Source organism: Pararobbsia alpina, from assembly GCF_902859895.1.
GTDB lineage: Bacteria > Pseudomonadota > Gammaproteobacteria > Burkholderiales > Burkholderiaceae > Pararobbsia > Pararobbsia alpina.
In genome coordinates this window covers 18,305-40,738 of the sequence record NZ_CADIKM010000034.1, presented here as the reverse complement: position 1 = coordinate 40,738, position 22,434 = coordinate 18,305, and the positions used below count along the sequence as shown (strand labels likewise).

Here is a 22,434-nt window from a genome sequence, read left to right as displayed (position 1 = left end):
AGCTGTTCATCCATACAGTGCTACCTACTCTCCATAGCTAACAGAGTGCTTTCATTGCGATCATGGTCAAATTAACCGCACGGCAGCAGCAGGTATTCGATCTGATCCGGCGCGCAATCGAGCGCTCGGGCTTCCCGCCGACGCGTGCGGAAATCGCGGCCGAGTTGGGATTCAGTTCGGCGAATTCCGCTGAAGAGCACCTGCGCGCGCTTGCGCGCAAGGGTGTCCTCGAGCTTGCGGCGGGCGCCTCGCGCGGCATCCGGCTCAAGCCCGAAGCACTCGAGGAATTCGACGGCCCGCATCAGTTCACGCTTCCACATCCGGCTTTGCAGCAATTGTCGCTGCCGCTGGTTGGGCGGGTGGCCGCGGGGAGTCCGATTCTCGCGCAAGAGCATGTTCAGCAACATTACTCGGTCGATCCCGCATTGTTTACGGCGACGCCTGACTACCTCCTCAAGGTACGCGGGATGTCGATGCGCGACGCGGGCATTTTCGACGGCGATCTGCTCGCCGTCCAGCGGCGCAACGAGGCGCGCGACGGTCAGGTGGTCGTGGCACGCCTCGGCGACGATGTGACGGTCAAGCGCTTTCGCCGGCATGCGAGCGGAATCGAGCTGATCGCCGAGAACCCCGATTTTCCCTCAATCATGGTCGCAGCCGGACGTGAGGATTTCGAACTCGAAGGCATCGCGGTCGGATTGATCCGGTCTGGCGATTTTTGATTGAATCCAGCGTGATCGCATTGGGGTGACGGGCGACGGTGAAGCGCCGGGCCTCGTACGCGGCGCAGAAACCGAACGAAGGGACTTTGAAATGTTCAAGACCGCAATGGAAGTCGATGCAGCGTTGGGTGCCGTGTGGCGTATGCCACGAGGCAATCTCGTGAACTCGCTGGTCCGCTCGTTCGTTCGGACCTGTATCCGGACCGCTGGTCAGTCGCAGCGTGTCGCAGCAGCGCGGGCTGCCGCGCATGCGGTCGCCGCCAGAACCACGGCTGCGGCGAGAACTCCGGTCAGACCGTCCGCACACGCTGCATCGCCGGTGTTCGGCGCCGGCCTCGCTTTGTCCGGTGTCGTCTCGCAAGACTTGTCTCACCAAGGGCTGTCTCTTGAGGATTGGAATCCGCAAGCCCCGGCGCCCGACGCTTCGGCTTCCCGGAACCCGGCTTGCGTAGAGTCCGCTGTTCAGCGCTCGGAGAGACAAGCGCCGGTCGCCGCGGCAACGCTGCGCCCAATGGCCATTATGGCAAGGGCCATTGCGGTGGCACCCGCTTCGGAACCCGCGTTTGCCCGTGTTTCGTCGCGGCGTGGCGCACAGCCTGCGACGCTGAACCCCGTGCGGATCTATTCGACGCCGTCCCGAACCGTCATGGTGGGCAATCTGAGCGAAGTTGCACGATTCCTCGACGACTCGATCGAGCGTGAACGCGCACGGCTTGCCATGCGCGTTCAGAGGGGGAATATCCAGGCAAGGGCGAGTTAGCTGCCCCCCACCGGATTGGCACGTCTCCCCGTCGGAGTGCGTGCGGCACCAACTCGGACGCTTTGCGGCACCAACTCGCGGCACCCGCCTCTGCCGCCGATCGTCGGACGCGGCCCCTGGGCCCGTTCCACCCCTCCTGTTTTTTGCGACCCAATCCACTGATCGGCATTTGTCGATTGGACTTCCTTGCCTCTCAGCCCTAGCGTGCGGGGCGGTGTCTGCCCTCCCTGCCTTGCATGCGTGGCTTGGCCGTGTGAAATGACACGTCCGATCGCTGGGTCACATCGCGCCCCGATCGTCATGGCATCGACGGTTCATAAGTGCGCATTCATTGGCACAGCCTTTGCGTAAAGAGGCGCTCAATCTTGTACACAACAATTGTTGTGCGTTCGTTCCGGATGAGCGCGCGCCGCACACCCGGCTCGACACGGAGCCGCCTCCCTGAATTTTTCTTGACCATCCTTGAACACTGAAAAGGAGCTTGTCGATGTCTCTGCCCCCGGTCGATGCCGACCCCTACGCGTGGCCCTACGACGGTGAATTCGCACCGAACGACACCGCGCTGATCGTGATCGATATGCAGACCGACTTCTGCGGTGTCGGCGGCTATGTCGATTCGATGGGCTACGACATTGCGCTCACGCGTGCGCCGATCGAACCGATTCGCGCCGTCCTCTCGCGCATGCGCATGCTCGGCTTCACGATCATCCACACGCGCGAGGGTCATCGCCCCGATCTGTCGGATCTGCCTGAGAACAAGCGCTGGCGTTCGCGCCGGATCGGCGCGGGCATCGGAGATCCCGGACCCTGCGGCAAGATCCTCGTGCGCGGTGAGCCGGGCTGGAACATCATTCCCGAGCTCGCGCCGCTCGATGGCGAAATCGTGCTGGACAAACCCGGCAAGGGCTCGTTCTGCGCGACCGACCTCGAACTGATTCTTCGCACGAAGGGCATCCGCAACCTGATTCTCACGGGCATCACGACCGATGTCTGTGTGCACACGACCATGCGCGAAGCCAACGACCGTGGTTTCGAATGCATGCTGCTGGCTGACTGCTGCGCGGCCACCGACCACTCCAACCACCTCGCGGCACTGCATATGGTGAAGATGCAGGGGGGCGTGTTCGGTACCGTCTCCGAGTCAAAAGCATTGCTGAAGTCCCTGGGCTGAGAGGACGCACACAGCCCAGCTTTTCGGGACCGGTGTATCCCGGCCGGTCGCGCCATTCCGTCCAGGCGGGCACGCCTCGTTGCCTCGCCGGCGTTACAGGAGCCGCGTGATGATCACAGTCGATGCCCTGCCGTACCCGTTTCATTTCGACCCTGAGTCGACCGCGATCGTCTCGATCGACATGCAGCGCGATTTCATCGAGCCCGGCGGTTTTGGTGCGACCCTCGGCAACGACATCCGCCAAGTCGCTGCAATCGTGCCGACTGTCGCCGCCCTGCTTTCCTGGGGCCGGGCGCTGGGCCTCACCATCGTGCACACGCGCGAGGCTCACTTGCCCGATCTGTCCGATTGCCCGACTGCGAAGCGGATGCGTGGCAACCCAAAGATCCGCATCGGCGACCCGGGACCGATGGGGCGCCTCCTCGTGCGCGGCGAGCCCGGCAGTCAGATCATCCCGCAGGTCGCGCCACTGCCCGGCGAACTCGTCGTCGACAAGCCCGGCAAAGGTGCGTTCTATGGGACGACACTGGGCTCGATGCTCGAAGCACACGGGATCCACCGCCTGATCGTTTGTGGCGTGACCACCGAAGTCTGCGTCCAGACCACCCTGCGCGAGGCAAACGATCGCGGCTACGAATGCCTGCTGGTCGAGGACGCCGCCGCGAGCTACTTCCCGGATTACCACGCCCAGACCGTCGAGATGCTGCGCTCGCAAGGCGGCATCGTGTGCTGGACTGCTCCCCTGAAAAACCTGTTGCCGATCACGGCAGAACTGGAGGCCCGTACATGAGTCAAGAGATGGCCAATGCAGAACGGTCCGACCGCGCGGTGAACGCAGGCGATGTTGACCTCGCCCAAGTCGCAGCCGAAGTTCGCGCGGTCTTCGATCAATATGAAGCGGCGCTGGTGCGTCACGACAACGCGGTATTGAGCAACTTCTTCTGGGACAGTCCGCATACGATCCGCTACGGCATACACGAGCATTCGCATGGCATCGGCGCGATTCACGCGTTTCGGGCCGACACGGCACCCGTGCATCCACAGCGGAGCCTGCGTGAAACTGTCGTGGTCGCCTTCAGCGCCGACAGTGCGAGTGCATGCACGCAATTTCTTGCGCCCGATACCACCTTGATCGGACGCCAGTCGCAGATGTGGATCCGCTTTCCCGAGGGTTGGAAGATCGTTTCCGCCCATGTCAGCAACGTCAATCCGGACAAGCTCACCGTGTACTAGAGATATGGCCCGAAGTCCGACGAACCCGCTGGCCGAAGACATCTATGCGCGAGTCAAGGACGATATCTTCGATTTCCGGCTCTTGCCGGGCCAACGCTTCACCGAAACTGAAATGGCGCAGCGCTACGGCGTGTCGCGCACACCCGTGCGCGATGCGCTATACCGGCTCAAACGCGAAGGATTCCTCGACGTTGCCTTTCGTAGCGGATGGTCCGTGCAGCCGCTCGATTTCGAGTTGTTCGACGAACTCTACGATATGCGGATCGTGCTCGAAACCGCGGCCATCGAACGCCTCTGCCATTGCGAGGACGTATCCGCACTCGAGCCCCTCGCACGTGTCTGGCTTGCCGGTTCCGCCGAGCGATGCCGCGACCCGCGCGAAGTGTCGGGCCTCGACGAAGCGTTTCACATCGGCCTCGTCGAGCTCGCCGGCAATCGACAGATGGCGCGAGTGCATCGGGAACTGACAGAGAAGATCCGCGTCGTGCGCCGGCTTCGATTTCCTGAAGCCTTTGCGCATCGAAACGACCTTTGACGAGCACGCCGCCATTCTCGAGCTGATCATGCGACGCTCGGCGACCGAAGCGTCGCTGCTTATCCGTTCGCATATTCTAGAAAGCAAATCCGAGGTTCAGAAGGTCACCGTCCAGATGCTGCGCGAGGCGCGCGAGGCGATGCTGGCGGAACAATGAGCGCGACAGCTGTCGTGCCGCCTTCAACGCATCGGCCTTGATCTGCTCAAACAGCAGCGGATCAAAGTGTGGCTGAAGCGTGCGTACAGAGAGCTGGACCGCCTGGTGTTGTAGGCTTGTGCGCACAACGCGCGGGAAAATGCGGAAAGTGTCGGGGTGCGCAAACAAATTTGCGATTCGCGAGATACGATTCTTCCATTGGCACCACGCTCGAATACTATGGACTCGTACAATCACGCGGTTGCAGGCGAGACGCTCGCCACAGCGTCCGCCCCGCCTTCCGTTTTTGCGGAACGTCGAACCGACCGGCCCCGGTCGCTTGTGCTATCGCGCCTGCGGCGCTCGCCAACTGGCGGTGATGGGGGCGGAAATGGTGGGGGAACGGAAACACGCATAGGCAAGCTCGGAGCGAGCGTCGAACATGTTCAACAGGATGTGTCGGACCTCAGGCAGGACGTCCGCGAAATCCGGTCGCTCATGGCGACGGACTTTCGCCTGACCTGGGCAGGCCTGATCGCCGTCGCGCTCGGACTGGCCGGCATGATGGCGAAGGGCTTCCACTGGCTGTAGGCGCCACTTGCGCATTCTATGTGTGGGTGACCCAGGTGTGAGGCGAAGCTGAAAGAGGTCCGATAAATTTCGTCGGATTATTTTGAACGGCTTGGCTGGATGCAACAACAAAAAAGCCCCGCGAATGCAGGGCTTTTTTAGAGCAAATCGGCTACGCAAATTCGAGGAATATCCTTTACGCAACGCCGAAAAGCTTCGAGTGGGGTGACCGATGGGACTCGAACCCACGACGACTGGAATCACAATCCAGGACTCTACCAACTGAGCTACGGCCACCACTGTGAAACGGTCTTCTGCTTGCCGGTAAGGCTCGCCAAAGAGAAAGCGATTATACAAACTCATTGTGCCTTTTGCTAGTGCTTCTTCCGGCTCGGTCCGATTTTTTTCAGGCAGTCGCTTCGGCCTGGAGAAATCCACGGGCTTCATCGAACACGGAAAGGTCCCCACGCGCCAGACGCTTGTTGTCCGACAAGGTCCGGCGCCAGCCTCGCGCACCCGCCGCGCCTTTGTAGAGACCGAGCATATGGCGCGTAATGTTCCCCAGATGCCCGCCCGAGGCAAGAAGCCGTGCCGCATATTCGGCCATCCGCGCTTCGATGTCAGCACGCGTAAAAGTCGAGGGCGGCTCTCCATAGAAGAGCGCGTCGACCTCCGCCAGGATCCATGGGTCGTGATACGCCTGCCTGCCGAACATCACGCCATCGACATGCTCGAGATGGGTCCGCGCCTGTTCGTACGTCTCGATGCCACCATTAATCAGGATCTCCAGTGAAGGAAAATCCCGCTTGAGTTGATACGCGAAGTCATAGCGCAGGGGCGGAATCTCGCGATTCTCCTTTGGGCTCAAACCTTTGAGTATCGCGTTCCGGGCATGCACGATGAATACTTCACAGCCAGCATCCGCAACCGTGCCGACGAAATCGCGCACAAAGGCGTATTCGCTGACATCGTCGATGCCGATGCGATGCTTGACCGTGACCGGGATCGACACCACATCGCGCATGGCCTTGACACAATCGGCAACCAGCGCCGGCTCGGCCATCAGGCATGCGCCGAACGCACCGCGTTGAACGCGTTCGGACGGGCACCCGCAATTCAGGTTGACCTCGTCATAACCCCATTGTTGCGCCAGTGTCGCGCACCGGGCCAGATCGCCGGGCTCGCTGCCACCCAGCTGCAGAGCAATGGGATGCTCCTCGTCGTTGAACGCAAGATGCCGTGGAACGTCTCCATGCAGCAGCGCACCTGTCGTCACCATCTCGGTGTACAGCCAGGTGTGCTTCGACAGAAGTCGATGAAAATAGCGGCAATGGCGATCCGTCCAGTCCATCATCGGGGCAACGGACACGCGCCGGGGGCTTGCTTTCATGGTGTTGCGAAATCGGGTTAGGGCTCACCGCAGGTCGGTCATTCTCCTCAACCGCTGCCTGAGGATCAGGATGCAGTCACGACGACAATGCCCGCCAACCCACTAGTATAGGCTAGCACACTCCCCTTTGCGCGCCGCGAACCGGGCGACTGGCCGGCTTTGCATCAAACCAGCTTGACGATCTGCTTGCCGAAGTTTCGTCCCTTGAGCAGCCCCATGAACGCTTCAGGCGCACTGGCGAGTCCCTCGGCAACCGACTCGCGATACTTGAGCCTCTTCTGGGCCACGAGGCCGCCGAGTTCTGCCAACGCTTCAGGCCAGACTTCCATATGCTCGCTGACGATAAAGCCTTCGAGCTTGAGGCGCGACACCAGCAGGAGCTGCGGTGACTTGAGCGGCATCGGCTGGCCGTTATAGCCAGCGATCATCCCGCACAACGCAATGCGACCGAACGCATTCATCCGTGCCAGCATCGCGTCGAGCACTGGACCGCCGACATTCTCGAAGTACCCGTCGACGCCCTTGGGTGCCGCCGCCTTCAAATCGTCGTGAAGATTGTCTTGCTTGTAGTCGATGCACGCGTCGAAGCCGAGTTCTTCAACGACATAGCGGCACTTGTCGGCACCACCCGCAATGCCGATCACACGACAGCCCTTTGCCTTCGCAAGCTGACCAACCACACCACCGACCGCGCCCGATGCTGCGCTGACCGCGAGGGTCTCGCCGGCCTTCGGCACGATGATCCGATTAAGTCCGTACCACGCCGTGACACCCGGCATCCCGACCACGCCGAGGTAGGCCGACAAAGGGATATGCGTATCGTCGAGCTTGCGTAGCGCGCTGCCGTCCGACGTGCCGAACTCTTGCCACCCGAAGAAGCCGGCGACCTTGTCGCCCACCTGGTATCGGGTGTTCTTCGACTCGACCACCCGACCCACCGTCGCGCCGATCATGACTTCGTTCAAGGGTTGCGGCGAGGCGTATGACTTGCTTTCGTTCATGCGCCCGCGCATATACGGATCGAGTGAGAGAAAATGATTGCGTACCCGGACCTCGCCATCCTGCAACGGCGCAAGCGGTGTCTCGACGAGCTTGAAGTTCGCGGCCTCGACCTCGCCTTCCGGACGTGAGACGAGCAGGATCTGGTGATTGATCTCGGTCATGTGGGTTCGTCTCCGTCCGTGCCGGCTTGGATTTTCGGTTTGTTTGAAGGCTATCGGCTTGAGGCGAAACCCAAACCTGATGCCGCCCGCTTTGTTTGCTGCCTTCGCCTCCGCTACCGCTTTACTGCTTTACTGCTCTACTGCTCTACTGCTCTTGCTGTTCAACGATCGCCCGTCCGACCGCCAGCTTGCGCACGTGTTTGAACGTGCCGATGGCCTTCGCGACAAACGCTCCGCTTGCGTCACGAATTTCGCCTTCGCAGAAAGCCATCGTGCTCGATTGATGCATCACGCGCGCATGGGCGCGAAGTTCTCCGCGACCCGGCTGCATGAAACTGGTGTTCATCTCGACCGTGACCACACCCGATTGGTTCGCCGCGCTGCGAGCCGCCATCGAGAGCGCAACATCGAGCATCGACATCGTCAGGCCGCCGTGGGCGACACCCCAGGCATTCAGGTGTTGAGGCTCGAGGGTCAGGACGACTTCGCTCACACCATCTTCGGCACGCACCAGCCGCATTCCGAGCGCATCGATAAACGGACTGCGCACGGGGAACTCGATAAATTCAGACATCAGCACACCACTTCAAATGTTGTAATCAAAGCATTCACGCGCTTCACCGACCTTGCCGATAAACGTCGCGGCTTTATCGTGTTCGGGATGCTTAAGACTCAGTCTTCCGACACCCGGTTTTCTTCCATGCCACTCGCCGACGTCAAGATCCGACGGGCTAAGGCAGCGACAGAGCCTATCAAAAATTTCCGACTCCAGTGGGTTCGATATTGATGTTCATCCCCCGCGATCGAACTGTGTCGCGCAAGGTGGGGAGATCGATCGGGTAGCTGACGAATGGAGGGATCCCCGTGGAGGATAAACGCCCGGCGAATGCATGTGGCTCCGCCGTCGCGCCAAGCGAAGGCTATGCTGCTTGAACCGGAGGCGACCTCGGTCCTCAGAAGTTATATTGAAAATATAGCTGGCTGAAATTTATACCTGGATTGGGCTCCTTGCCAGTCGCCGATCTGCCACCACGTCAGATTCGGCCAGCGGGTCCAAAACTACCCCCTAGCCCACCGCCATGCTGAGCACTTCGTCTACCTCGAGATTTTCGATTCCCATGTCATTGAACTGGAGCCACGCTGCTTCAAGCGATCCATCGAGATCGATCGGGCGGCTTGCCTCTTCAATGACGAATGACTGGAAGCCGCACGCGCGCGCATCCAGCGCGGACCACGCCACGCAGAAGTCCGTCGCAAGGCCGCAGCAAAACACGCGCTTCACGCCGGTCTCGCGCAAGTAGCCGGTCAGCCCCGTCGGCGTCTCCCGGTCAGCTTCGACAAACGCGGAATAACTGTCCACCTCTCGATGATGCCCCTTGCGAATCAGCATCCGCGCCTGCGGAATCGACAACCCTTCATGAAGCTGCGCGCCGCGCGTACCTTGCACACAGTGCGAAGGCCACAGCACCTGTTCGCCATAAGGCATGTGTGTGCGCGCAAACGGCTTCGAGCCCGGGTGGTTGACGGCAAACGATGCATGATCGGCCGGATGCCAATCCTGCGTGAGCACGACGTGGGAAAACCCCTTCGCGAGCCGGTTGATCGGTGCGACGACCTCGTCGCCAAAGGGCACCGCCAGCGCACCGCCTGGCATGAAGTCGTATTGCACGTCGACGACCAGCAACACATCGCTCGACGGTCGCATCGAAACTCCTTTGATCGGATGAAAAACGAGCGCGAAACGCCCAGTCCTGCCACTCGGCAGTCGAATACGCGTCCTCCGACGCCCGACCCGCACCTTCCGTCCTGGCGGGACCCCACCCCTCAGTGGGCGGATCCGCATCCACCCAAGCTCAGCGATTGAACCCGCGCCCTTCCTTTGCAAGCCGCGTCAGCAGCGCGGCCGGGTGTGCCCAGAACGCATCACCCGAGGCAGCAGCATACCGCTCTATCGCCGCCTGCACACGCGCAAGACCGACGGTGTCGGCATAGAGCATCGGCCCGCCGCGGAAAAGTGGGAAGCCATAGCCGGTCAGATAAACCATGTCGATGTCAGAGGCTTTCGACGCAATGCCCTCGTCGAGAATTTTCGCACCTTCGTTGACCAGTGCGAAGACGAGCCGCTCGACAATTTCCTCATCGCCGATCGCACGGCGCTTGGCCCCTCTCTCACCAGAATAGGCCACGATCATGTCGTCGACCTGTGTGGAGGGCAAGGCGGTGCGCTCGCCGGGCTTGTAATCGTACCAACCCGCACCGGTCTTCTGGCCGAAGCGGCCGGCCTCGCACAAGCGGTCGGCGATCTTCGAATAGACCCTCTCCGGGTGTTCGAGGCCGCGGCGCTTACGGATCGCCGAGCCGATATCGTTGCCCGCGAGGTCGCTCATCCTGAACGGGCCCATGGCAAAACCGAACTGCTCGATCGCGCGGTCGATCTGTGCGGGCAAGCCGCCCTCCTCGAGCAGCGACAAGGCCTGCCGCAGGTACTGTTCGACCATGCGGTTGCCGATGAAGCCGTCACAGACGCCCGACACGACAGCCGTCTTGCAAATTTTTTTGGCCAACGCCATGACGGTCGCCAGCACGTCTTTCTCGGTCTGCGCGCCGCGCACGACCTCGAGGAGCTTCATCACATTCGCCGGGCTGAAAAAATGCATGCCGACGACGTCCCGCGGCCGGTTCGTGAAAGCGGCGATCGTGTTCAAGTCGAGCGTCGACGTGTTCGATGCAAGGATCGCGCCAGGCTTGGCGATCGCGTTGAGTTTCCGGAACACTTGCTCCTTGACCGACAGCTCCTCGAACACCGCTTCGACGATTAGGTCGGCCGTCTTCAAATCGTCGTAGGACAGGGTGGGCCGGATCAGCTTCATGCGCGCCTCGAGTTGCTCGACCGTGAGCTTGCCCTTGCGGACGTTGCTCTCGTAGTTCTTGCGAATCGTGGCGAGCCCGCGGTCAAGCGCCGGCTGGGTGGTTTCGACCAGCACGACGGGCAGGCCCGCATTGATGAAGTTCATCGCAATGCCGCCTCCCATGGTGCCCGCGCCGATCACGCCAATCTCGCGAATCGGGCGCACAGGAGTGTGCGCAGGCACATCGGGAATCTTGGAGGCCGCCCGCTCGCCGAAGAACGCATGCCGCAAGGCGCGGCTTTCAGGTGTCTGGAGCAGTGCGGTGAAGCCTTCGCGCTCGCGGATGAGGCCCGCATCGAAGCCGTGGCGCAGGCCGTATTCGACCGATTCGATACATTTGCCGGGAGCCGGAAAGCGCGCGCTCGCAGTCGCGATCCCATCGCGAGCACGCTGGAGAATCGCATCGGGATCGGTCGCCTCGATCTCCCGGTCGCGCACGCGCGGCAGCGGTCCGGCTTTCGCCGCAATTCTCCGTGCGAACGCGACCGCACCTTCTAGGAGGTCGCCCGTGACGATCTCGTCGAACAAGGTGCCGTCCGCGAGCGCTTCGGAGCGCGCGGGTTCACCGGAGACGATCATCGTCAGTGCCCGCTGCAAGCCGATCGCGCGCGGCAGGCGCTGGGTGCCGCCGGCCCCCGGCAGGAGGCCGATCTTGACTTCAGGCAAGGCAATCTGCGCGCCCGGCGTCGCGACGCGATAGTGAGCTCCGAGCGCGAGTTCGAGCCCGCCGCCCATCGCGAGCTGGTGAATCGCGGCGACCACCGGTTTGGGGCTCGCCTCGACCGCGGCGATCAGCGTGTGCAGATGGGGTTCCGCAAGCGCCTTGGGCGTATTGAACTCCGTGATGTCGGCCCCGCCGGAGAAAACCTTGCCTCCACCGGTGAGCACGATCGCCACGATCTGCGCATCGTCCTGCGCGCGCTTGAGGTTCTCGACAATCCCCGCGCGTGTCACATGGTTCAGGCCGTTGACCGGCGGGTTGTCAAAGGTGATGACGGCTACGCCGTCCTGCGTCGAATACGTCATGCCATCTGTCTTCCTCCATGCCTCATTGGCTTGCGGACCCGCCAGACGGCGGATGCAAGGCGCTCGACAAGGCGCGGCGCCAGATCTGCCCTGCATCACCCCATCCCGCGTGCCGCCAGATTGAATGGAAACAAGCATACCCAGAAAAGAACGATCGTTCAATTCCAGTCGATGCTGAGGTGGGGCTTGGTTGAAGCCTTCCTGCCCGAGTTTCGCCCTTGCCCGCGCCTACTGTGCGGCCCCGGCATGCTCGACCAGGTAGTCGGCGAAATGAGCGCGCAGTTTGAGTTTCTGAATCTTGCCCGTCGCGGTATGCGGCAGCTCGTTGACGAACACGACCTCGTCGGGAATCCACCATTTCGCGACCTTGTCCACATAGAACTCGAGCAATTCGTCGCGCGTGACGTGCGCACCCGGCTTGCGCACGACCACGAGCAAGGGCCGTTCAGCCCATTTGGGATGGCGAGCCGCGATGCAGGCGGCTTCGGCGACACCGGGATGGGCGATCGCAATGTTCTCGACGTCGATCGAACTGATCCATTCCCCGCCGGACTTCACGACATCCTTGCTGCGGTCGGTAATCTGCATATATCCGTCGGCATCGATCGTCGCGACATCGCCGGTCGGAAACCAGCCGTCCTTCAAGGGCGATTCGTCATGGTTGAAATAGCGCTCGATCACCCACAGGCCGCGCACATGAAGGTCGCCGAACGTGGTGCCGTCCCATGGCAATTCCGTACCGTGGTCGTCGACGATTTTCATATCGACGCCGAACAAAGCATGGCCCTGCTTGCGCAGCGAATGCTGCTGCGCTTCGGGCGAGCGCTCCGCGAGGCTCGCACTCAGTTTGCAGACCGTGCCGAGCGGCGACATCTCGGTCATCCCCCATGCGTGAATGGCCTGAACGCCGTACTTGTCCTGAAATGCGTCTTGCATCGAAGGCGGCAGCGCAGAGCCACCGACCAGCGTGCGCTCGAGTGTCGAAAATCGCACGCCGGCCTGTTCGACATGATTGAGCAACGCAAGCCAGACCGTCGGCACGCCCGCGGCGAAGGTGACCTTCTCCCGTTCGATGAGCTCGTAGACCGACGCGCCGTCGAGGGCCCGTCCGGGCAGCACGAGCTTCGCACCGACCACCGCGCTCGAATAAGGGATGCCCCATGCATTGACGTGGAACATCGGCACCACCGGCATGACCACATTGCGCGAGGACAGACCGAGACCATCAGGCATCGCGGAGGCCATCGCATGCAGCACATTCGAGCGGTGCGTGTAGAGCGCACCCTTCGGATGTCCAGTCGTCCCCGAGGTGTAGCAAAGGCCGCAGGCACTGCGCTCGTCGAACTCGGGCCATTCATAGACGCCATCTTCCGAGGCGAGCAGGTCTTCATAGCAGAGCACTCGCGTTTGCATCGCGGGCAGGGTCGCGCGATCGGTCATCGCGATCCAGTGCCGGACTTGCGGACATTGCGGCGCAAGCTCGTCAACGAGCGCGGCGAAGCTCACATCGAACATCACGACACGATCGTCGGCATCGTTGACGATGAAGGTCAACTGCTCGCAGAACAGGCGCGGGTTGATCATGTGCACGACCGCGCCGCCGCCCGACACGCCGTAATAAGCCTCGACATGCCGGTGGGTATTCCACGCAAGCGTCCCGACGCGCTGGCCTCGTTCGACGCCTAGACGTGCAAGCGCCTGGGCGAGCTGCTTGGAGCGGACCTCGCAGTCGCGCCAGGTATAGCGATGCAGAAGGTTGTCCTCGACACGCCGGGAGACGATTTCGGTTGTACCGAAATGACGTGCCGCGTGCTGAAGAATGGACGACACGAGCAAGGGCATGTCCATGATCTGGCCAGCCATCGACGGGGGTGCAAGGGGCAGTGACATCGATGATTCTCCTGTCCTGAAAAGTAGGTCCAACCCAGTGCACAGAGAAGACCGCGAGCAGCGTCGCATCCGCGGGGCTACCTGCAAGACCTTCAAATTGTGGCAAGTGCAGACACCAGCACACGCTTGCGAGCGGACTTACAATAGCCACAAGCGCTATCGCCACTCAATATGTCGTTTTCCCGAAGCCATGTCGTCCATGTCGTCATTGATCAGCCCGGCGTTCTCCTTTTCGCTTGCCGAAAGCACACCCCACCCGTTCAAGGCATTGGGTAGTGCGTTTTATACGCGCCTGCCCGCGGCGCCTCTGCCAGCCCCTTATCTGGTGGACTTTTCGTCGGAAACTGCCGAACTCATCGGCCTGCCGGAAGATGCGGCGATGCAGCCCGGCTTTGCTGAATGGTTTGCCGGCAACCTGACCCGCGAACTCAGCGACGACGCCCTGCCGCTCGCCTCGGTCTACTCGGGCCATCAGTTCGGCGTCTGGGCGGGCCAGCTCGGCGACGGCCGCGCGCTGCTGCTCGGCGAGGTGAACGGGCCGGCCGGCCCCCAGGAAATCCAGCTCAAGGGCTCTGGACTTACCCCGTATTCGAGAATGGGCGACGGTCGCGCCGTGCTCCGCTCGTCGATTCGCGAATTCCTGTGTTCCGAGGCGATGCATCACCTCGGCATCCCGACCACGCGTGCACTATGCATCGTGGGTTCGGATGCCCCCGTGCGCCGCGAGGAGATCGAGACTGCCGCGGTCGTCACCCGCGTGGCGCCTAGCTTCGTGCGTTTCGGCCACTTCGAGCACTGGTTTTCCCATGACCAGCCCGACCGCGTGCGGCAACTGGCCGATCATGTGATCGACCGGCTCTACCCGGCCTGCCGCCAGGCCGCCAACCCCTATCTCGCCCTGCTCGCCGAAGTCGTCGAGCGCACGGCGATCATGATCGCGCACTGGCAGGCGGTCGGGTTCTGCCATGGTGTGATGAACACGGACAATATGTCGATCCTCGGCCTGACGATCGACTATGGGCCCTACGGCTTCCTGGATGGTTTTGATGCGAATCACATCTGCAACCACACCGATAGCCGCGGCCGCTACGCGTACAAGAACCAGCCACAGGTTGCCTACTGGAACCTCTTCTGCCTCGCACAGGCGCTGTTGCCCCTGCTCGGCGAAGGCGAAGCCGCGGTCGAAGCGGCCCAGGGCACGCTCGAAACCTATCGGGGCCATTTCGCCGGCGCGCTCGACCGGATGATGCGCGCGAAGCTCGGTCTCGCCCAAACGCGGGACGGCGACGACGCGCTCGCGAACCGCCTGTTCGAAGTCATGCAGGCCAATCGCGCCGACTTCACGCTGACGTTCCGGCATCTGGCGGGCGTCACGCGCGACGGGACACAAGGCGATGCTCCGGTGCGCGACCTGTTCATCGATCGTGCCGCGATCGACGGGTGGCTTGCCGAATACCGCGCGCGCCTTGCGGGCGAGACGCGTGACGATGCCGCGCGAGCGATTGCAATGAACCGCGTCAACCCCAAATACGTATTGCGCAACCACCTGGCCGAAACGGCGATCCGCCTGGCCAACGAGAAGGATTTCAGCGAAGTCGACCGCCTTCTCGCGGTGCTGCGCCATCCGTTCGACGAACAACCGGGCAGCGAGGCCTATGCCGCGCTGCCGCCTTCATGGGCGAGCGAGCTCGAAGTGAGCTGCTCGTCCTGAACGCAGCGCTGAACCGAAGCATGGGTTGCACGTTGACGACGGCCAGCCCCCATCACGCTTGCCTGCGCCGCTCACTTGCGTGCATCGGCGAGATTCGGAAAAAACTGTAAGGAATCAGCGCTCCGCCCGACCAAAGCAGAGTGAATTCAACGAGAGGCCTGAAATGAGCACCGCGCCGACCAAGACCGATGCCGACTACAAGAAGGAACTGTCGGAGATCGAATACCAGGTAACCCGTCACGCCGCGACCGAGCGACCCTTTACAGGCCGCTACTGGGATCACTGGGACAAGGGGGTCTACAAATGCGTCTGCTGCGGCGCCGAACTGTTCGAATCGTCGAACAAGTTCGATGCGGGCTGCGGCTGGCCCAGCTTCGATCGCCCGCTCAACGGCGAGTTGATCAACGAGCTTCGCGACGTATCGCACGGGATGGTACGTGTCGAAGTGCGCTGCAAAGTCTGCGACGCGCATCTGGGCCACGTCTTCCCCGACGGCCCGAGCGATACCGGCGACCGGTATTGCATCAACTCGGCTGCGCTACAATTCGAGCCCGGCAGCCAGAAATAAACCCGACGGCCGCGCGACGCCCTCATGCGCCGCGCGCCAGACGTGCCCAGACATGGCCTGGGTAGCTGGCGGCCGCTACCGGACTCTGCATGAAACTTCTATTCGACTTCTTCCCGATCATTCTGTTTTTCGTCGCCTACAAGCTGACGAACATCTACACCGCGACGGCGATCTCGATTGCTGCCTCACTTGTCCTAATCGCGTGGGTCGCATTCCGCCACCGGAAAGTCGATCCGCTCCAGTGGGTCAGTCTGGCGGTCATCGTCGTGCTCGGCGGTGCGACGCTCGTGCTTCACAATGACCTCTTCATCAAATGGAAGCCGACCGTCGCCTACTGGTTCTTCGCCCTCGCACTCGCGGCATCGCGTTTCGGGTTCGGCAAGGACCTGCTCAAGACAACGATGGGCAAAGAGCTCAAGCTGCCCGATCCGGTCTGGAAGCAGTTGACGTTCGCGTGGGTGGTGTTCTTCACACTGCTCGGCATCGCGAACCTTGTGATCCTCTATCACTTTTCGACTGATGTCTGGGTCAACTTCAAACTCTATGGCGGGATCGGATGCATGGTCGTGTTCATCATCGCGCAGAGCTTCTGGCTGGCCCGTTATATGAAGGAAGAATGATCATGACCACGATCTCCACCGAACTCATCGAAGCCCGTCTGAACGCCACCCTCGCACCGGTGCGCCTGGTCGTCGAAGACGACGGCGCACGTCACGCAGGGCATCCGGGCGCGGCTTCGGGAGGGCACTTCAATGTCACCATCGTGACACCCGTATTCGCCGGCAAGAGCCGCGTGGCGCGGCACCGGCTAGTGTATGATGCGCTGGCCGATGCGATGCGAAACGGTATTCATGCACTCGCAATTGCGGCCTACACCCCAGAAGAATTCAATAACCTGCCTCGTTAGGAATCAAGCCATGAGTGTTAAGAACGTCCGTCTGTGGATTGCCACGGCCGCCGTTGTCGTTGCCGCCGGTGCTGCCACTTCCGCTTTCGCGCAAAACATCGCGGTCGTCAACGGCAAAGCGATTCCGAAGGAGCGCGTCGATGCACTCGTCGCTGAGCTCGTCCGCCAGGGCCAGACCGATTCGCCGCAGTTGCAGGCTGCCGTGCGTGAAGAACTGATCAATCGCGAAATCCTGATGCAGGAAGCCGAGAAACAGGGCATTCCGAATCAGCCCTCAGTCAAGGTGCAAATGAACCTTGCCTCGCAAAGCGTCGCGATCCGCGCGCTGATCGCCAACTACATGAAGGCCAACGCGCCGACCGACGCCGAGATGCACGCGAAGTACGACGAGGCGATCAAGCAGGTGCAAGGCAAGGAATATCATCTGCACCACATCCTCGTCGACGACGAGAAGCAGGCAAAGGACATCATCGCGAAGCTCAAGGCCGGCGGCAATTTCGACGAGCTCGCCAAGCAATACTCGAAGGACACCGGCTCGGCCGCGCATGGCGGCGACCTCGACTGGGCGAACCTGCAGAGCTATGTGCCTGAATTCGGCGCGGCTGCGAAGAAGCTCCAGAAAGGCCAGATCACCGATGAGCCCGTGCACTCGCAGTACGGCTGGCACGTGATCCGTCTGGACGATGTGCGTGACGTAAAGGTGCCGTCGTTTGACGAAGTCAAGCCGCAAATCGCTCAGCAGTTGCAGCAGGAAAAGCTGCAGGCCTATGAGCAAAGCCTGCGCGCCAAGGCGAAGATCCAGTAAGTCGCATGCGCGGGGTTTACGGGCCCCGGGTGAGCGGTAGCAATGAGCGTAGCAAAAAGGGCGGCGAGGCCATCGGGCTTCGCCGCCCTTTTTGTATCCTGCGCATAAGCCCAGCATCAACTCGAACCGCCTCCGGCGAGAGACAATATGTTTTTTTGTCGCCTGCCGAGGCTCAAACGATGACCGACTCCCACGCCCCCGCGACTCCCCACGCTTCGCCCGCCTCCCACAAGCCGCCGGTCACGTCTGGACGTCCCACACCGCCGGGTGCGGATCCAACGCGCGAGCAGATGATCCGACATCTGAGGCGCGCTGGCGAGGTCGCCGAACGTGCCGTGAAGTTCGGTCATCATCCATTCGGCGCGATTCTCGTTGCGCCCGATCACGAGACGGTCCTGATCGAACAGGGCAATGTCGATACTGTCAACCATGCGGAATCGGTGCTTGCACGAACGGCGGCCGCGAGTTTTTCTGAAGACTACCTATGGGGCTGCACGCTCTATACGAATGTCGAGCCGTGCTGCATGTGCTCGGGAACGGTCTATTGGGCCAATATCGGTCGCCTTGTCTATGGTGCCGATGAGAAGGACTTGCTCGCCGCAACCGGCTCGCATGACGAGAATCCAACCATGTCGCTGCCATGCCGCACCGTGTTCGACCACAGCCAGAAAGCGATCAAGGTGTTCGGCCCATTTGCGGAGCTGCAAAAGGAAATCGCCCAGATGCAGCAGGCATTCTGGGCGATCCGGTAGTCCTTTACGCCAAGCCGGTACCGCCGCGGGTACCGGCAGCTGTGCCAGCCCCCCGCGGGGCTTGATCGATCAACCGATCCACTTGCGCGCATTCCGGTAGATGCGCATCCAGGGGCTGTCCCCTTCCCAGTCGGCCGGATGCCAGCTCATCTGCACGGTGCGGAACGCGCGCTCCGGGTGCGGCATGATCGCGGTGAAGCGTCCATCAGCCGTGGTGACGCCGGCAACCCCCTTCGCCGAACCGTTCGGATTGAACGGATAACGCACGGTCGGCTCGCCGCGATTGTCGACAAAACGCATCGCGACCGGTGCATGCGCGGGGTCGCCCTGCGCCGCGAAATTCGCGAAGCCCTCGCCATGCGATACCACGACCGGAATCTGCGAGCCCGCCATGCCGTCAAAAAAGATCGACGGCGAGGCTTCGACCGACACCATCGTGAAACGCGCCTCGAACTGTTCCGACTGATTGCGCGTGAATTTCGGCCATGCCTCGGCACCCGGAATCATCGAGGCGAGGCTGCTCATCATCTGGCAGCCGTTGCAGACGCCGAGCGCGAAGGTGTCGCCGCGCGAGAAGAAGGCCGCGAACATATCGGCGAGCACGGCATTGAAGCGAATCGTCTTCGCCCAGCCCTCGCCCGCGCCGAGCACATCGCCGTACGAGAACCCGCCGCACGCGACAAAACCCGCGAATTCCGAGAGATTCGCGCGGCCCGACAACAGATCGCTCATATGAACGTCGCGTGCCTCGAAGCCCGCGCGATCGAACGCATAGGCTTTCTCGATATGCGAGTTCACGCCCTGCTCGCGCAGGATCGCAACCTTTGGACGCGCACCGGACGCGATATACGGTGCCGCGATATCGGCCGTCGGATCGAAGCTGAGCGACGGCGTCATACCCGGGTCCGCCGCATCGGTAATGGCCTCGAACTCGCTGTCGGCGCAGGCCGGATTGTCGCGCAGCCGCGCGATGCGCCATGAGACTTCCGCCCATGCCTGCTGAAGCACTGCACGCGTGGCCGAATAGACTTTCTTCGCGTCGCGGTAGATCTCGATGTCGTCGCGGTCGTTGGGCTGGCCGATCACATGGCTGCAGGCGCCCAGACCGTGCTCGCGCAACACGCCGAGCACCGCATCGCGATCGGCTGTCTTGACCTGGATCACGGCGCCGAGCTCTTCGCTGAACAGCGCGCGAATCGTGCGGTCGTCGCGGCGGCCGGCGGTCTGCTTGGCCCAGTCCTTCGCATCGCCGTAGTCGGACTCGTGCGCGGTATCGAGCGTCAGCATATCGACGTTGAGCGACACACCGACATGACCTGCGAACACCATTTCAGCAACGGTGGCGAACAGCCCGCCATCGGAGCGGTCGTGATAGGCAAGCAGCTTGCCGTCCTGGTTCAGCGACTGGATCGCCGCGAAGAAGCGCTTGAGGTCCTCGGCATCGTCGACGTCGGGCACCGTATCGCCGATCTGCTGAGTCACGTGCGCCAGAATGCTGCCACCGAGACGGTTCTTGCCGCGCCCGAGATCGATCGCGATCAACACCGTCTGAAGGTCCCGCTGGAGCTGCGGCGTCAGATGGCGACGCACGTCGGCGACCGGCGCGAACGCCGAGATGATCAGCGAGACCGGCGAGACGACTTCCTTCGCGATGCCCTGCTCGTTCCATTTGGTCCGCATCGACAACGAATCCTTGCCGACCGGAATGCTGATTCCGAGTGCCGGGCACAGTTCGAGGCCGACCGCCTTGACCGTGTCGAACAGTGCGGCATCTTCGCCGGGGCTGCCGCAGGCGGCCATCCAGTTGGCCGAGAGCTTGAGCTTGCCGAGCGATTCGATCCGTGCCGCAGCGATGTTGGTTATCGCCTCGCCGACCGCCATCCGGCCGGAGGCGGGCGCATCGATCACGGCCAGCGGCGTGCGTTCGGCGATCGTCATGGCTTCACCGCCATAACCCGCGAAGTCGAGCAAGGTGATCGCACAGTCGGCCACGGGCACCTGCCACGGTCCTACCATCTGGTCACGCACCGACAGGCCGCCCACCGTGCGATCGCCGATCGTGATCAGGAACGACTTGCTCGCGACCGTCGGGTGCCGGAGCACCGTGAGCGCGAGCGATTCGAGCGAGAGGCCCGTCACGTCGACGGGCGGGAAAGACGGCTTCACACGCGTGACGTCGCGATGCATGCGAGGAGTCTTGCCGAGCAGGACTTCCATCGGCATGTCGACCGGGTCCTTGCCGTCGGGCGAGACGAGCTTCAGTTGTGGCTCGTCGGTCGCGATGCCGACGACCGCGACCGGGCAGCGTTCGCGCGCACAAATCGCCTCGAATGCGGCCAGGCTCTGCGGTGCTATCGCGAGGACATAGCGCTCCTGTGCCTCATTGCTCCAGATTTCGCGCGGTGCAAGACCCGATTCCTCGAGCGGCACACGCGTGAGCTCGAAGCGTGCCCCCTTCTGCGCGCCGTCCACGAGCTCCGGGAACGCATTCGAGAGTCCGCCTGCACCGACGTCATGAATGCTCAGGATGGGGTTGGCGTCGCCCATCTGCCAGCACGCATTGATCACTTCCTGCGCACGGCGCTGGATTTCGGGATTGCCGCGCTGGACCGAATCGAAATCGAGTTCGGCACTGTTCGCGCCGGTCGCCATCGAGCTCGCCGCGCCACCGCCCATGCCGATGCGCATGCCCGGGCCGCCGATCTGGATCAGCAGCGTGCCTTGCGGCAAGTCGTTCTTGTGCGTGAGGCCGGCAGCGATACTGCCGATGCCGCCGGCGATCATGATCGGCTTGTGGTAGCCGCGTACGGTACCGCCCGCATTCTGTTCATAGACGCGGAAATAGCCGCCGAGATTCGGGCGGCCAAATTCATTGTTGAACGCGGCACCGCCGAGCGGGCCATCGATCATGATCGACAACGGTGAGGCGATGCGTTCGGGACGGCCGTAAGGCCGTGCGGCGCCGATCGCGTCCGGGCTGCGTTGAGCAAGCGGCACACTCGCGTCGAACGCGGTTTCCCAATGGTTATTGAGTTCGGAAAGCAGAAGATTCGAGACGGAGAAACCGACCAGGCCGGCCTTGGGCTTCGCACCGCGGCCCGTTGCGCCTTCGTCGCGAATTTCGCCGCCCGCGCCCGTCGCGGCGCCGGGGAACGGTGAAATCGCGGTCGGATGATTGTGCGTCTCGACCTTCATCAGCGTGTGCAACACGCCCTGCTCGCGCGCATACGCGCGGCCGTGTGCGGCCTCTCCCGTCGGATACCAGTGTTCGGCGGGACCGCCTTCCATCACCGCGGCGTTATCCGAATAGGCGACGATCGTGCCCTGCGGATTTTGCTGATGCGTGTGCTTGATCATCTGAAACAGCGATGTCGTCTGCGCCTCGCCGTCGATGGTCCATTGCGCATTGAAGATCTTGTGACGGCAGTGCTCGCTGTTGGCCTGCGCGAACATCATGAGTTCGACGTCGGTCGGATTGCGCTTGAGCTGCGTGAACGCATCGACGAGATAGTCGATTTCGTCGTCGGCCAGCGCGAGCCCGAGTTCGATATTGGCGGCCGCCAGCGCGTCGCGGCCCTGGCCGACCACATCGATCGAGGCCATCGGCCGGCCCGGCAACACGTCGAACAAATGAGCCGCATCGGCATGACTCGCGACGACGGTTTCGGTCATCCGGTCATGCAACGCGTCGGCGATGGCGGCGCGCGCTTCGTCCGACAGCGTGCGCGTCTTGCCGATCAGCTTGCCGAGGCCCGCCTTCAGCGTCACCGTGTACTCGACACCGCGTTCGATGCGCCGCACCTGCGTAAGGCCGCTGTTGTGGGCGATATCGCTCGCCTTGCTCGCCCAGGGCGAGATCGTGCCGAGGCGCGGCACGACGAGAAACGATTCGCCGCCCTTGCCGCGTGATTCGAACGGGTCGCCATAAGTCAGCAGCGCTTCGATGCGTTCAGCGTCTTGCGTCGCAAGCGGTGCGTCGCTGTTCACGAAATGCACATAGCGGCCTTCGACATCGGCGATGTCCGCCTCGAGTGCCTGCAGGGTCGCCAACAGGCGAGTCCTGCGAAAGTCGGAAAGGGCGGAAGCGCCGGCGAAGTACGAAAAGTGGGCCATGAGTGCGAGCTGGATCGAAGCGGCTTAAAAGGCTGGGCGCCCTGCCGCGGCACGGCGTTAAGCCGTCAGCGGC

Annotated in this window: 21 protein-coding genes and 1 tRNA gene; 14 read left to right on the top strand and 8 right to left on the bottom strand. The window is 62.3% G+C overall.

Annotated elements, in window-relative coordinates; translation table 11 throughout:
* The first annotated feature begins 62 nt into the window (after nucleotides 1–62).
* From lexA to HV670_RS23200, 8 genes are all read left to right on the top strand, one after another.
* Entirely contained in the window at nucleotides 63–722 is a 660-nt protein-coding gene (gene lexA / locus HV670_RS23230; protein WP_175107353.1) for a transcriptional repressor LexA, read from the top strand.
* Nucleotides 723–813: 91 nt separating this feature from the next.
* Nucleotides 814–1,482: a hypothetical protein gene (locus HV670_RS23225; RefSeq protein ID WP_175107352.1), complete on the top strand. Its 669-nt coding sequence runs from the start codon at nucleotides 814–816 to the stop codon at nucleotides 1,480–1,482.
* Between the two features lie 487 nt (nucleotides 1,483–1,969).
* The gene (gene biuH / locus HV670_RS23220) at nucleotides 1,970–2,653 is read left to right on the top strand and encodes a biuret amidohydrolase (RefSeq protein WP_175107351.1); all 684 of its coding nucleotides are present in this window, start codon (nucleotides 1,970–1,972) and stop codon (nucleotides 2,651–2,653) included.
* Nucleotides 2,654–2,762: 109 nt separating this feature from the next.
* Nucleotides 2,763–3,443, top strand: coding sequence for a cysteine hydrolase family protein (locus HV670_RS23215; protein ID WP_175107350.1), 681 nt, complete (start codon nucleotides 2,763–2,765; stop codon nucleotides 3,441–3,443).
* Nucleotides 3,440–3,886: an oxalurate catabolism protein HpxZ gene (gene hpxZ, locus HV670_RS23210; protein ID WP_217478499.1), complete on the top strand. Its 447-nt coding sequence runs from the start codon at nucleotides 3,440–3,442 to the stop codon at nucleotides 3,884–3,886. Before HV670_RS23215 ends, hpxZ begins: the two co-directional genes overlap by 4 nt.
* Nucleotides 3,887–3,890: 4 nt before the next feature.
* The gene (locus HV670_RS23205) at nucleotides 3,891–4,421 is read left to right on the top strand and encodes a GntR family transcriptional regulator (protein WP_343054490.1); all 531 of its coding nucleotides are present in this window, start codon (nucleotides 3,891–3,893) and stop codon (nucleotides 4,419–4,421) included.
* Nucleotides 4,399–4,578, top strand: a complete 180-nt coding sequence (locus tag HV670_RS32060) for a hypothetical protein (RefSeq protein WP_343054489.1) — start codon at nucleotides 4,399–4,401, stop codon at nucleotides 4,576–4,578. Before HV670_RS23205 ends, HV670_RS32060 begins: the two co-directional genes overlap by 23 nt.
* A gap of 219 nt (nucleotides 4,579–4,797) precedes the next feature.
* The gene (locus HV670_RS23200; RefSeq protein WP_246257860.1) at nucleotides 4,798–5,148 is read left to right on the top strand and encodes a hypothetical protein; all 351 of its coding nucleotides are present in this window, start codon (nucleotides 4,798–4,800) and stop codon (nucleotides 5,146–5,148) included.
* A 200-nt stretch (nucleotides 5,149–5,348) separates the two neighbouring features.
* On the opposite strand, the gene HV670_RS23195 is transcribed toward HV670_RS23200, so the two are convergent.
* The 7 genes from HV670_RS23195 to HV670_RS23165 form a co-directional block, all read right to left on the bottom strand.
* Nucleotides 5,349–5,424: transfer RNA gene (locus tag HV670_RS23195), tRNA-His, on the bottom strand.
* A gap of 109 nt (nucleotides 5,425–5,533) precedes the next feature.
* Nucleotides 5,534–6,517, bottom strand: a complete 984-nt coding sequence (gene dusA, locus HV670_RS23190; RefSeq protein WP_175107349.1) for a tRNA dihydrouridine(20/20a) synthase DusA — start codon at nucleotides 6,515–6,517, stop codon at nucleotides 5,534–5,536.
* Between the two features lie 164 nt (nucleotides 6,518–6,681).
* A complete protein-coding gene (locus HV670_RS23185; protein WP_175107348.1) occupies nucleotides 6,682–7,680 on the bottom strand; it encodes an NADP-dependent oxidoreductase in 999 nt (332 codons plus the stop codon).
* A 145-nt stretch (nucleotides 7,681–7,825) separates the two neighbouring features.
* Nucleotides 7,826–8,254: a PaaI family thioesterase gene (locus tag HV670_RS23180; protein WP_175107347.1), complete on the bottom strand. Its 429-nt coding sequence runs from the start codon at nucleotides 8,252–8,254 to the stop codon at nucleotides 7,826–7,828.
* Between the two features lie 492 nt (nucleotides 8,255–8,746).
* Nucleotides 8,747–9,385 (bottom strand): bifunctional nicotinamidase/pyrazinamidase, encoded by a 639-nt coding sequence (gene pncA / locus HV670_RS23175; protein WP_175107346.1) that lies wholly within the window; start codon nucleotides 9,383–9,385, stop codon nucleotides 8,747–8,749.
* Nucleotides 9,386–9,533: 148 nt separating this feature from the next.
* Complete coding sequence (locus tag HV670_RS23170; protein ID WP_175107345.1) at nucleotides 9,534–11,615, bottom strand: 3-hydroxyacyl-CoA dehydrogenase NAD-binding domain-containing protein; 2,082 nt, start codon at nucleotides 11,613–11,615, stop codon at nucleotides 9,534–9,536.
* A 228-nt stretch (nucleotides 11,616–11,843) separates the two neighbouring features.
* Complete coding sequence (locus tag HV670_RS23165; RefSeq protein WP_175107368.1) at nucleotides 11,844–13,478, bottom strand: 3-(methylthio)propionyl-CoA ligase; 1,635 nt, start codon at nucleotides 13,476–13,478, stop codon at nucleotides 11,844–11,846.
* A 217-nt stretch (nucleotides 13,479–13,695) separates the two neighbouring features.
* Here HV670_RS23165 and HV670_RS23160 point away from each other — a divergent pair, with 217 nt between their 5' ends.
* From HV670_RS23160 to HV670_RS23135, 6 genes are all read left to right on the top strand, one after another.
* Nucleotides 13,696–15,216: a protein adenylyltransferase SelO gene (locus HV670_RS23160; protein WP_425511458.1), complete on the top strand. Its 1,521-nt coding sequence runs from the start codon at nucleotides 13,696–13,698 to the stop codon at nucleotides 15,214–15,216.
* Nucleotides 15,217–15,379: 163 nt separating this feature from the next.
* Nucleotides 15,380–15,784 carry a peptide-methionine (R)-S-oxide reductase MsrB gene (msrB, locus tag HV670_RS23155; RefSeq protein ID WP_175107344.1) on the top strand — a complete coding sequence of 135 codons (405 nt, stop codon included), beginning with the start codon at nucleotides 15,380–15,382 and terminating at the stop codon, nucleotides 15,782–15,784.
* Nucleotides 15,785–15,873: 89 nt separating this feature from the next.
* Nucleotides 15,874–16,404, top strand: a complete 531-nt coding sequence (locus HV670_RS23150; protein WP_175107343.1) for a septation protein A — start codon at nucleotides 15,874–15,876, stop codon at nucleotides 16,402–16,404.
* Entirely contained in the window at nucleotides 16,401–16,691 is a 291-nt protein-coding gene (locus HV670_RS23145; protein WP_175107342.1) for a BolA family protein, read from the top strand. The genes HV670_RS23150 and HV670_RS23145 overlap by 4 nt, the downstream gene beginning before the upstream one ends.
* A 10-nt stretch (nucleotides 16,692–16,701) precedes the next feature.
* A complete protein-coding gene (locus HV670_RS23140; RefSeq protein ID WP_175107341.1) occupies nucleotides 16,702–17,496 on the top strand; it encodes a peptidylprolyl isomerase in 795 nt (264 codons plus the stop codon).
* Between the two features lie 290 nt (nucleotides 17,497–17,786).
* Nucleotides 17,787–18,248 (top strand): nucleoside deaminase, encoded by a 462-nt coding sequence (locus HV670_RS23135; RefSeq protein WP_246257861.1) that lies wholly within the window; start codon nucleotides 17,787–17,789, stop codon nucleotides 18,246–18,248.
* A gap of 69 nt (nucleotides 18,249–18,317) precedes the next feature.
* Here HV670_RS23135 and purL read toward each other — a convergent pair whose 3' ends face one another.
* The gene (purL, locus tag HV670_RS23130; RefSeq protein WP_175107339.1) at nucleotides 18,318–22,361 is read right to left on the bottom strand and encodes a phosphoribosylformylglycinamidine synthase; all 4,044 of its coding nucleotides are present in this window, start codon (nucleotides 22,359–22,361) and stop codon (nucleotides 18,318–18,320) included.
* Nucleotides 22,362–22,434: the final 73 nt, after the last annotated feature.